Here is an 11,769-nt window from a genome sequence, read left to right as displayed (position 1 = left end):
TTTATACCTTCTCTGTTGTCCCACCCTTCCATATTGTATTCCTTCATAGAAACACCATTAGCACATAACGTAGAAGATATAAGAACGAGCCTGTGAGCGTTGTGTACAAGGTAATACGTGGAAGCCAATGTGGAACACTCTTCCCCATTTTTTCTGCTGCCTTCATCGCGATTACTGACAAGCCTGTTGCTGTCCAAATGATTACCGCTTCCCCTGCAAGAGTCATGTTTATTCCTCCTCTTCCTTTTCACGAAAGGCAATACCTTTTCTCGTTAGGACGACATCATAACAATCCATTAGAATTTCCCAGTTTAAAACATCTTCTTCCTCTCCATATAGATCTTCTTCTAATACCTGAGACAAACTGAAATATCCTTTATATTCTTTTCGATCATAAACTTCATGGTTTTTCATGTGAGTTAAAATTGATTCTGTCTCTGCTCTTGATCTGGATTCATTGTACATTAAGCGTAATTCCTTTGACGGATGAAGATATGAAGTTGTGTTCAGATGATTATACTGCCAACGCATGTAATTCTCTCCCTTCTTGATGTCCTTAGTTCCACTTGGTATTCCTCGTGGTCTTGATATAGGTATATGAACTAGAAGCAAATACATTGCCTGTCCACCTTAAATTTATTTTTTAAAAGGACAAAAATGATTTCAGACGAATATACATATAGGAGGTGGTATAATGCTCCATAGTAATTTGAAACAAATTGTAGATGAGAAAGGATTAAGATATGGATTCATTGCGAAGAAAGTAGGCATAGCAAATTCCACAATGACAAATTTATTACAAGGTGGATCGCCTACGCTTTTAGTAGCAATTAGAATAGCAAAGGTTCTTGAAAAGAAAGTCGAAGATATTTGGTTTGAAGAAAACATTTAATACAAGAAGGTGGAATCTTTCATGAAAAAAGGACAACAAATTGTATTATGTCCACAATGTGGAGGGAATAAGGTAAAGAGTCCTGCATTAGCATTCAAAGAAATGCTTTGGATAGCTGTATTTTCATGCATTACCATTATAGGAATACCTATTGGAATAATTTTATTTTTCGTAGCTTTGAGATTTAAATATACAAAAATGAAATTAAAATTCAGATGTGTTGAATGTACACATGAGTTTCGAGTTGAAGAGAGTACCTTTAATGAATATATCAAGGCCATTAGTTGATTTCTATTCCCAATAAAAAATTTTGTCCATTTATATAGGGGGAACTATTATGAAGGTCATTCGATCTATTTTTAACGCATATCGTATATTCGGTAAAATATTGAAACCTGTATTACGCGCATTGAATAAGAAGTAAATTAAAAAAATCATAGAAATAAAAAAAGAACCGTCAAAATGACGGCTCTTTTTGTTTACAAAATTATTCTTTTGTATAGTAATACTTTAATCCTTTAGCATCTAACCACGCTGTTGCTTTATCTAGCTCGCTACCTTGACGATAATCCGACTCAAAATAAACAAGCCCTTGACGATCTCCGCGAGAAACAATTTTTGAAGTGTATCCAAGCTTATCCATCATTTGAATCATTTCAGGAATTAAATTCACACCAAATTCGTAAGTAACCACCTTATTATGTTTGTTCACGATAATCTCCACTCCTTCTTCTTTATACGATTTATTTGTAAACCAATCTAACGACTTACTTCCAATTAATTCATTTAAATCACATTTTCCAATACCAGGGACATTTCCTGTTTCAGTGTATTGCCAAATATCACATGGATAAGCTGGTCTATTTCCACCATAACGAGGAATCCACACAAAGTCTGATTTTACATTTGCCATTCCGAATGGAGCATACATATGATGGCCAACATATAAACCAACTTTTTGAGCACCTAATCGGCGTAGTTCATCGATAAACGCTTGCGTGCCCGCTCTCATATCATCCATTGTTTTTACTTCCACGTCAGCGACCCAGACTGTTGCACTCTTGTCTCCACGATTCCAGAAGTCTCGAGCTTCTACACGTGCGTCATTTTCAGAAACGAAACGACAGAATGCATAGTTCCCAAAAGGAATCCCATGTTGTTTCATGGCTTGTACATATCCTTTATATAATGGATCTACATAATTCGAACCATCTTGTACGCGCGCAATTATGAAATCAATGTATTGTTTTGCCACAGGCCAATTAATATCACCATTCCATTTTGAAATATCTACAATGTGTCCCATTATTGAACATCTCCTTTTTTCTCTTCTTGTTTTTGTTTGCCACCTAAAATTTCAACTGCATTTGTTAATGGTTGTGGGAGTGTTGTACCCATTCGTCCAGCATTTTCTAAAAGTGAAAGCAATTCATTCCCCATGAAAAAAAAGATTGTCGCTTCACGAATTGCATTGTTACTTCCAAGTACTGTATCGAGCTGGGCGGCCGCACCGACCAAAATAAAAAGCACCACCTTTTTGGCGATGCCTTTGAAACCAACTTTGCTTTTTAATTCTCCGTTATAACCTGCTGCAATCATGCCAGTTAAATAATCAATAACTGCCATCGTCACTAAGACTTTCAATGTTGCATCCCATCCTCCCAAAAAATACCCACAGAAGCCACCAAACGTAGCTATAAATGTTTTCAATAATACATCAATACGATCCATCTTTCCCTCTCCTTTTTAAGCTGCAAAGCAACTTGGGTCCATTCCAAATATCTCTGCAATATCTTCCTCACTTCTATCTTTTAAATAAGATTCAGTTGTGGAAATATCAGAATGGTTAGCGAGTGATTTTAGTTTTTCAAGTGGTACTCCTTGTACTTTCAAATTATCTAATCTGCTATGTCGGAAACAGTGAGGATTCATTTTAAATTCCTTCCCTTCCTTTTCGTTTAGCATCTTAGCAAATATGTCGCACCAATAATTAAATACACTCTTGTTCAATCTTTTTCTCTCCCCATTCTTATAAACACGCACAAACAAATCTGGAATAGTATCCTTACCTCGCTGATTTATATATAAACGAATGCATTTCTGCACCCGGTGATTGTAATATAATCTAAACTTCTTACCGCGTTTTCCTCGTACCACATTTGTATAATATTGTTCTGTCAGCCCTTCTTTTTGAACCTGGTATACCTCATTCTTTCTAGCCGCACTGTAATATGAAAGTGCTAAATACGTTGCCAACATATATTTTTCTTGCTCAAGTAATTCATCGATTAACCAATTAATCTGATCCTCAGTAATAAATGTAATTTCTCTAATCGGGTTCTTAGGTAAACCACGGACCCGTGAACCTACATTAAATTCATAATCATAGTCATCATCATCTGCACAAAACTCAAGTGCTGAACGTAAAGCGCTCATCAATCCATTTACACGCGCATTAGACATTCCCATCTCTTGAAAAATAATAGATAAGTTTCGAATGTCTTTACGTGTTAATTCAACCAGATTTTTATTTTCAAAGTGTTGATGTATTAGAAACAAAATAATTCGCAAATCCCAATTGTATTGCTGTAAAGTGCTTGCCGCTTTCCCTTGTGCTTTCTTTTCAATAAGAAAATCTTTGACTAGGTTTTTATTTTCTTGGCTAACATGCTTTTCATAAATTACTTGATCTACTATTCGTTTCACACTGATCATCTCCTCAAAATAAAAAGAGAAGTGAAATCACTCCTCTTGATTGATGAATTGAATCAAAGCCCTATTTTATACAAAATAAAAAAGCCTGCTTATGCACGCTTAATCTGTAATATCTAAATTAAAAAGCTCATCGCAATATGAATGACATTTCCATTTTGAACACCATTTAAGAAAATTCCACCATCACTTTTCTGTAACTTCACAAACTGTTGGTCCATTGCCATATGCAAGTGCTGGGAAAGCAATATTTTGTACAGGGCGAAATCCAGCCGGAAGGGTTGCAAATATTGTTGTATTTGCTAGATATTTAACTGATCCAATAACAGATATTTGTTCCCCACTTCTCTTGTACTTCATTATCCTATCAGCAATGGTCTCTACACCAGTTGTAGGAAGGTTAATCCAATCTGTATCGGTTGCTTGTCTAATGGTTCCATCGGTTCGAATTTCAACTCGCTTTGTCCAATCCCACGATTCTTCTTGTTCTTTAGTTGAAGGGGCAATAACAAGTTGTCCTTGTGCGCCTTTATGGAGAACTGTTTTGAATGAACGACTTCCAATGACAATAGCATTATCAGTATTAAAATGAGTTGTTCCCGTATACGCCCCACCTGTTTTAGGTACAACCTCTTTCTCTAATACCATACGAGACCACTCAGACCACTTACCACCGTTATTAATTCGAATGTATGTATCATTCCAATTTCCTAACAGAGTAGCTTTTTGAACAAGAGCTGCATTTGTGGCGGATTCTACAGCAACAAAAAACGTATAGATGGAGGCGTTAGGTGTATTTTTAAGTTGACTTCCAACATAAGTTCCAGTTTTTAAAATGGTATTCAAGTCCGTATTAGCAGCTAAATCAATAGAAGTTCCATCATCATCCGTAACCTTCCATAACTGATACTTCTGTCCTGTAACCGCTGCTGTTAATTCATTTACGCGTTTATTTGCTTCATCAATTTGCTTTTGATACCCTTTAATCATTTCAAGAGCCTTATCAAACTCAGAAATATAGTTTTCTATTTTGATATTACCTTCTTTCACATCTCGCCTTAATGTAATACGAATGTCTGGTGTACTCATTCGTTCTGTACTTTTTTCCATCACAAAATAAGCTGTCCAATCATCCGATATGGAAACAGCTTGCGAGGACAATGTGTATGAAAATACGCCATTCTTTGCATCAACTATTTGAGCATCATCTCGAACAAACAGTCCGACTTGATTAATCGCTTCGTACTTCACTGCATACCCTGTTAAATCAACAATTTGCCCCTTTTCTCTTACGTATACTGTAATTTTCAAGCCGTTTTTATCATTTTGTCTCGAACGAATTGTTTTGGTAAACACAGGATCTGCTAAATCTATAATAATTTCCTCATTTCGCATGACTACACCTCTCTCTAACTATTCCTTTTCACGCGTCTAGGCGGTCTTCTTTGACGTTTTACTTTGTTCCTGTGTTTTATATTTCCTTTAGGCTTTATTGGCTCTAATTCTTCGATTCTAGCATCTGTTTTGGCTACATACTCCTGAAATGCTTTAACAGTCTGCGCAATCATCCCATATAAGCCAACACCATTTTCTTTTGATTCATCCGGAAGCACAACTCCATAATGAGTTGTAATATCATTTGTTGTAAGGATTGGATCTCCTTCTTTACGTTTCATACGCATATCATACAACTCGGCTACTTCTGTCTTAAGGTTGTACTGTTTAATTTCCCAGCCCATTACCTTCTCTAACGCATCAAATTTAATATCACGTATATTTGTTTTATATTTCTTTTTAGAAGATACTTTAAAATCTGCTGCTAAAACACCGTTGAAATAAGTTCCCCCAGCACTTTTCACTTGCACATAGGTATTTTCATAATTTCTGTTGTTCCGTAATAAGATGTTCTGAAATACGATGTCACTATCTCCACCAGGTGTCAACTTCAAATCAACAACTCGATCTCCATTTTGGCGGAAATTAAACCCTTCTTTTGCAGTGAAATAAGCACCACCTGTTCTGCTTTCCAGAAAAAGATTATTTTGGCTTCTCAAAGAAGCATAGGATGCTTTTGACTCTAGTTCTAGGCTTTGATCCGCTCTTAATTCTGCATGTCCATTTTGATTAAACGCAAGGGCCGCTGAAAAATAGACTCTGTTTGGATCACCATTTAGGTATCCATTCCATTTAGATATTCCGATTCCTCCTGACTTGGGAGAACCTTCGAGTTGGTAAATTAACACTGCACCCTGCGTTGCTGTTATATCATTGTTGCCACCTAATACAATAGTGGGTTGCATGATATTACTTTGATTTATATAATAGCCCATGAAAATCCGAGTGATATACGATTCCATTAACCTAATAAACTGTTTGGAAATAGAGACATAGTTAGAATCATTGGCAGTTCTAAGAGTAGTTCCTGTTATTTCTCCGCCTCGAATCAAATTTCCATTCAATACTCCAGTGGTAATAAAATCCGCAACAATACGCCCATCTTTTGTCATTGCTATTTCATACGGACCATTTACCCCGTTTGATGAATACCCTAATCCGTTTATGTTCCACTGCCACACTTTTGAAGCTGTCATTTCATTTTTGGTATCCATAATTAAAATTCGGTCTGGATATACACGTACATTTCCACCAAATCCCGAATTGATTAATTTTGTGGCATTTTCTTTCGCTGCATCCAGTAAAGATCCTGGCATATTGGATAAATCTTGTTGGATTTGATCTACCTTACCAGCCATATCTGTAAAAGATTCTTTAAAGTTTCCAATGGTTACATTGATATATTCCTTTTTAATCGGATCATATTTATACGCAATAACTTTTGCTTGAATATCAATACCATCTTCCTCATGTTTAACTGTAACAATATCGCCCATCCAGACACGCTGCAAAATTTTATATTCTTTATACTCCTCTGTTTGAGACAACTCTTGAAATTCAACCTTATATGTCGCTTTTGGTTGATCGACCATCTGAATATCAAACATAGCTTTAGCGGCTTGACGTAACCTGTTATACGCTTCTTCTACAGGTAATGCGTCTTCATCATTTGCATTTTTACCAATAGCTGCTTTTATATGATTAAATTCAATAACTCGTATTCTCGGATGTGGATACTTATGAATCAGTGGACTATCTACATATTTTTCTGGTAATAACAATCCGTCAAACCCTTGTGGCAAATTCTGGTAGTAGGGCTTTTCCAGTCCACACTTCCTTCATAACCTAACAAATCTTTTTTATGCCTGATAACTACCCCACGGTTAGCTCCTCGGTTTTTCAACATCTTCACATCAAAGTTATCCCTTTTTAATTCACCACCCCATCGATTTACGAATGAATTATCTTGGCTCGTATCCAACATTGCTTCAACTGGATTCTTTCGAACAATACGCGCGGTGGATATATTGGTTATATCTGAATAAAAAGTAAAAGGATGCTTATATTGACACCCTGATGACAACCTAGCCATAGCTGCACTACCATTTGTGGGCTGAATAAATATATCTTCAATCAAATTTTCTGTTAAATCATAAAAAATATGGTAACAAACCGCTTTGATTTCTCCCATACTCACTTTAGGAGTTACCACGCGAAATAACTGATCCCCATCAGGAGTAGGAACTTTTATGATGCTCATCCCGTCAATTTTCGTTCCATATGGAGCAAATAAAGGATAATTAAAATTAAAAACAAATAAACCGTTGAGTTCCTCCTCAACAGTTGCACTATAAATATGTTTATCTAAAACACCAATTCCATTATGCGTAAAATCTGTTTCATTTGGTTTATATAAAGTAATCATTATTTATATCTCCATCTTGGCTGAATTGAAATAAATTGAATAGCCCCTGACCACTCTATTTTATTTACTCCTATTTGAAATTCTGGAAAATCACCAATCATTTTATCATTCATTGGCACTGTACCACTGTATGCCTCTAATAATTCTGAATCTACTACAACAGAACCATTTACATCTTTAATCTGAAAAGAAACATCATTAATGGAAATTCGAAATGTACCATTACCTGCAACGAACAACATTGGAGCCGATTCCATTGTACCCGGATTATAAATAGATCCAGGAGTACTCAACATTATGTTTACATCTTCTGTATACTCAAAAGGATCAAGCGTAAAGTCGACTTCAAACTCACCGTGTTCTTCAATTTCATTTGCAATATCACCTATTACAACATGTTTAATTTTTCGATACACATCATCATCTGTAAAATATAGTGTCTTGCCATTCATCAACCAAGCCTTCATGCGCCGAACTAGTGGCTTAATATTCTCTTCTTCAAGCATATTGAACTTTATTTTTAAAGGGACGTTTTTAAACGCCCCTTTTTTTGTAAGTGAACCATGTCTACCCGGCACTTCAATATGTTCTACTTCCTGTTCTGCTGTAGGAATAATAGGGCGTTCTACCATACATATTCCATAGTCACTTGCTAACTGATTATCGATACCTATGTCTAGCAATTTAAGTCCTCCCTATTCCTATTTTTACATTACGACCACGCTCAGCAAACCAATCATTTGCTTTTTCAAACATACGATCCACATCACGTTCATTATTAATTGTGTTATAAAAATTAATTTCTACAGGACCACTGTCAATTTGTTGAACAATCGGTTGGACTGCTCTTGTCGCTAGCGTAGACAGATTAGAAGCAATGTTATCTTGTTTATTTATTCCATATAAATTTAACTTTTTAAAAGTATCATCAACCATATTTGAAATGTTATTAAGTGCGGATTGTAACACATTACCTTTGGTTGACTTTTGGTTTGGAGCATTATAAAAATCTTTAAAAATCTGCTCTCTGAAACCAGCTACTTTCTTACCTATCTCCAACCACTTTCCAGACTCTACAAATTCCTCTTCTAATATCTTTTGAAAAGGATCTCCACTCTCTAATACACTACGAATATAACGAGCAACAGGATTATTTTCGCTCATACCACTATTAACATCATAACCTTCAAGCTCTTTACCAACTTGTTTAAGTGCATCCCTCATGTCTACGGGTAAATGGGTAATCCAATCATTAAGATAGTCACCATCTTCCAATATTGCCTCAAAATAACTCCGAAGAGGATTATTATTATTCATGTCGTTTAAAGTGGAGCTATTGAAAGTATTTAACGTAGTTTCTAATACCGTATACACTGAATTTGCTAAGTTTTTAGCTGCCGCAAGAACTGTTGACATTGATTGTTCCATACCAACAGCAAGCCCGGCACCAACTTGTTTACCAACCTGATCCCTCATTTTTCGAGATGGACTATGGATGTCGAAGAAGGAAGTAAAACCGTCAAGAATATCGTTACCAATAGATTTCACCTTATTTAACACTTTACCAGCCATGCTACCTAGACCATCTATCAATCCACTTATGATATCTTTACCTATCTTGAATAAATCAATCTTCTTTAATGTATCAACAATCTTCGGTACAATATCTGTCACGATTGTAGAACCTAATTTTCCAACCATACTCACAATACCTTTTATTAAAGCCCAGATCAGTTGAACACCAGCTTCAAGGATTTTAGGTAGATTCTTAATTAACTCTCCTGCTAAAGTAACAATTAGCTTTAATGCTGCTGCAATTAATTCCGGTATCACCTTTACGATCCCAGCAATCAACATAAGTAAAATTTTCACTCCAGCTTCCAGTATCTTCGGCAAGTTTGCAATTAATGTGGATGCATTTTGACAATTAAATCTAATGCTGCATTAATAAGCTGTGGTAACACTTGTACGATACCATCAATAATGGCCATTAAAATCTTTACACCGGATTCAATTATTTTAGGTAAGTTTGTTAATAAAGTATCCGCCACTTTGGTGATAAGATTTATCGCTAAATCAATAAGTTGCGGTAGCATTTTAATGATTCCGTCTATCAAGCTAGTTAAAACCTTAACACCAGCTTCAATTATCATAGGTAAATTCGCTGTAATGGCTTCAATTAAAGTTGTAATGACTGTAATAATTGCTAAAGCAATCATAGGTAAAGCTTGTGTGATTCCTGTGATTAATGAAACTAATAAATTTATTCCCATTTCAATTAGCTGGGGTAAAAATGACATAATTCCATTAATAATAGTTTGAATAATCGTTACAGCTATTTGGATTAACTGTGGAAGCATCTGCATAATTCCATTTATTAAAGTTAGAATCAATTGAAGTCCTGTTTCTATCAGAGTAGGTAAGACTTGTACAATCCCAGAAATTAAAGTTTGAATAATTTGTATTCCCGTTTGTATAATCATAGGGAGATAGGTAGCAATCATCTGCGAAATTGTATTTATAATCCCAACAATGGCTTCAAGCACAATTGGAGCCGCTACAACCAAACCATTCACAAGGCTTGAAATCATTTGTGATCCGGCTTCAAGAAATTGCGGTAATGCTGTTGTTACGAAATTGGCTATATTAGTAAAGATATTCGTAATAGTTTCAAGGATAATTCCTGAGTTTGCATTCAAATACTCTGCAATCGCTGGCAAATAACGAGATACAGAGATGAGAACACCAGGAAGCCCACCAATAATCGCTCCCGCTATAGTAGGGCCAATGGTCTTAAAAATTTCACCTAACTGGCTAAAATCTCCCGAAAAAACAGCTTTTACTGCATCAAAAAGATGAAGGCACGCTTCGCGTATCTTACTGACTGCCAATCCTATTATTTCAGCCGCATTTTGAAATCCTTTTGGTAAATGAGTAATCCAATCATTTAAATAATCTCCATCAACAGCCGTATAAAATAGATATTTACCTAGTGAAGATAATGCGTGCCCAAAGTTTTGAACACTTTCAATTACACCATTTATGCTATTTTTGAATCCTTCATTGGTCTGCCACAAATTCCGCATCCAAATAACCAATCCGGTAATAGCTGCGGATGCGGCTATTACTCCCCCAACTACCAATGCAACTGGACCAGCAACAGCCCCCATACTTACGCCAAATATACCAGCTATACTGGATAAGGTGACAAACACTGGGGCTAAAGCCATGCATGCTCCAACAAGTATTCCAAGCGCTGTTACAATTGTTGTAATAGCTGCTGCTAATGCTGGATGTTCTGAAACAAAGCCCGCAAAAGCACTAATTACATCAGCAATGACTCCCAAAACAGGTTCAAGTGCCATTTTCAAGTCGTTCATAGCTTTTTGAAACTTTACAGCTGGGCTGGCATCCATTTTCTTAATCATTTCATTTAGCTGTTCTTGATTCTTGTTCAAATCTATAACTTTATCTTGAGCACCAATAAGTGTATTGGTTATATTCTGGCCTTGATCTTCATACATCGTTCCGAAAAGCTTAACACCAATCTCATTTCGCTTTGTTTCATCTTCAATACTAACTAGCGCTTTCGCAATCTCTGTCATAGCTGCCGAACCTTCTTTACCGCCTTTAGCGACAGATTGCCCCCACTTTTCTAACTGATCAGCCGAAATTTTAGTGCCTTCAAGAGCTTCTTTCATAGACTTGTCGACACCTTGACCAAATTCAGCCGCTTTAATACGCCCTTCTTTCAGTCCATCTAAGAGATTATCAATCATTTGTATTCAACGTGATTCGCAACGTCACGCCCGTTCTTATGAACTGCTATACGTCACCGTATAGATTAGACTATATCTTCAACTACTTGAGTTGCTCCCCGTTTCGAGTGTCATTTGCTTACACCCTACGTCTCTCGACTAGTCGTTGCACGTTCCTTAATTAAAAGGCTTCGCTCAGTATTGTCTCATTTGAGAGTTCCACTGAATTAAAGGAGTTTTTCATTGTATGTCGCCATACAAGGGAACTATAATCTAATTCCAGGTACCTGTATCAACACCAGCCTCCATAATCGCTTGTACTTCTTCAGCATTGTAACCTGCTCGTGTTAGCTGCCCGCCATATTCAGCGATAATGTCCAATTGCTCAGGAGGAAATCCGATTTTTAACAGCCGATTCGTTAACCCTAAGGCCGTATCACTAGTTATCCCTAATTCATTACCAATTTCATTCGCTTCTTGAATTAACTCAGTAAAATCTATTCCTGCATAAGCACTTGCAATGGCTCCTGCTCCTTTTACAATGGAAGCATTAGCCTTATCGCTTACAGTTTGATTTAATGCCCATT

9 protein-coding genes and 3 pseudogenes are annotated in these 11,769 nt (G+C 36.3%); 2 read left to right on the top strand and 10 right to left on the bottom strand.

What is annotated here, in order from left to right:
• Positions 1–43: 43 nt before the first annotated feature.
• Positions 44–226: a hypothetical protein gene (locus tag QCI79_RS29855; protein WP_021727692.1), complete on the bottom strand. Its 183-nt coding sequence runs from the start codon at positions 224–226 to the stop codon at positions 44–46.
• Between the two features lie 2 nt (positions 227–228).
• Positions 229–531, bottom strand: a complete 303-nt coding sequence (locus QCI79_RS29850; protein WP_023901502.1) for a hypothetical protein — start codon at positions 529–531, stop codon at positions 229–231.
• A gap of 163 nt (positions 532–694) precedes the next feature.
• Between QCI79_RS29850 and QCI79_RS29845 the strand changes: the two genes are divergently transcribed.
• Both QCI79_RS29845 and QCI79_RS29840 read left to right on the top strand, forming a co-directional pair.
• Entirely contained in the window at positions 695–892 is a 198-nt protein-coding gene (locus QCI79_RS29845) for a helix-turn-helix transcriptional regulator (protein WP_021727690.1), read from the top strand.
• 21 nt (positions 893–913) lie between these two features.
• A complete protein-coding gene (locus QCI79_RS29840) occupies positions 914–1,180 on the top strand; it encodes a hypothetical protein (RefSeq protein WP_021727689.1) in 267 nt (88 codons plus the stop codon).
• A gap of 199 nt (positions 1,181–1,379) precedes the next feature.
• Here the strand turns inward: QCI79_RS29840 and QCI79_RS29835 are convergent, their stop codons facing one another.
• The 8 genes and pseudogenes from QCI79_RS29835 to QCI79_RS29800 form a co-directional block, all read right to left on the bottom strand.
• Positions 1,380–2,198, bottom strand: a complete 819-nt coding sequence (locus QCI79_RS29835; protein WP_021728191.1) for a GH25 family lysozyme — start codon at positions 2,196–2,198, stop codon at positions 1,380–1,382.
• A complete protein-coding gene (locus QCI79_RS29830; RefSeq protein ID WP_353842265.1) occupies positions 2,198–2,623 on the bottom strand; it encodes a phage holin family protein in 426 nt (141 codons plus the stop codon). The genes QCI79_RS29835 and QCI79_RS29830 overlap by 1 nt, the downstream gene beginning before the upstream one ends.
• Before the next feature lie 15 nt (positions 2,624–2,638).
• Positions 2,639–3,598 carry a tyrosine-type recombinase/integrase gene (locus QCI79_RS29825; protein ID WP_021728192.1) on the bottom strand — a complete coding sequence of 320 codons (960 nt, stop codon included), beginning with the start codon at positions 3,596–3,598 and terminating at the stop codon, positions 2,639–2,641.
• Positions 3,599–3,790: 192 nt separating this feature from the next.
• Positions 3,791–4,999 carry a BppU family phage baseplate upper protein gene (locus tag QCI79_RS29820; protein ID WP_483298935.1) on the bottom strand — a complete coding sequence of 403 codons (1,209 nt, stop codon included), beginning with the start codon at positions 4,997–4,999 and terminating at the stop codon, positions 3,791–3,793.
• A gap of 14 nt (positions 5,000–5,013) precedes the next feature.
• Positions 5,014–7,424 (bottom strand): annotated as a pseudogene (locus tag QCI79_RS29815) (phage tail spike protein).
• Positions 7,424–8,107 (bottom strand): phage tail domain-containing protein, encoded by a 684-nt coding sequence (locus QCI79_RS29810; RefSeq protein WP_023901438.1) that lies wholly within the window; start codon positions 8,105–8,107, stop codon positions 7,424–7,426. Before QCI79_RS29810 ends, QCI79_RS29815 begins: the two are co-directional and overlap by 1 nt.
• Before the next feature lies 1 nt (position 8,108).
• Positions 8,109–10,948, bottom strand: a pseudogene (locus QCI79_RS29805) (phage tail protein).
• 507 nt (positions 10,949–11,455) lie between these two features.
• A pseudogene (locus tag QCI79_RS29800) lies at positions 11,456–11,769 on the bottom strand (hypothetical protein); the annotation flags it as partial.

Source organism: Bacillus cereus group sp. MG1, from assembly GCF_040460035.1.
GTDB lineage: Bacteria > Bacillota > Bacilli > Bacillales > Bacillaceae_G > Bacillus_A > Bacillus_A cereus.
This window is presented reverse-complemented; position numbering and strand designations above follow the sequence as displayed.

Excerpts from the sequence above, each read along its gene's own strand:
- QCI79_RS29855 (WP_021727692.1), bottom strand. The coding sequence starts at position 226 with ATGACTCTTGCAGGGGAAGCGGTAATCATTTGGACAGCAACAGGCTTG.
- QCI79_RS29850 (WP_023901502.1), bottom strand. The coding sequence starts at position 531 with ATGCGTTGGCAGTATAATCATCTGAACACAACTTCATATCTTCATCCG.
- QCI79_RS29845 (WP_021727690.1), top strand. The coding sequence starts at position 695 with ATGCTCCATAGTAATTTGAAACAAATTGTAGATGAGAAAGGATTAAGA.
- QCI79_RS29840 (WP_021727689.1), top strand. The coding sequence starts at position 914 with ATGAAAAAAGGACAACAAATTGTATTATGTCCACAATGTGGAGGGAAT.
- QCI79_RS29835 (WP_021728191.1), bottom strand. The coding sequence starts at position 2,198 with ATGGGACACATTGTAGATATTTCAAAATGGAATGGTGATATTAATTGG.
- QCI79_RS29830 (WP_353842265.1), bottom strand. The coding sequence starts at position 2,623 with ATGGATCGTATTGATGTATTATTGAAAACATTTATAGCTACGTTTGGT.
- QCI79_RS29820 (WP_483298935.1), bottom strand. The coding sequence starts at position 4,999 with ATGCGAAATGAGGAAATTATTATAGATTTAGCAGATCCTGTGTTTACC.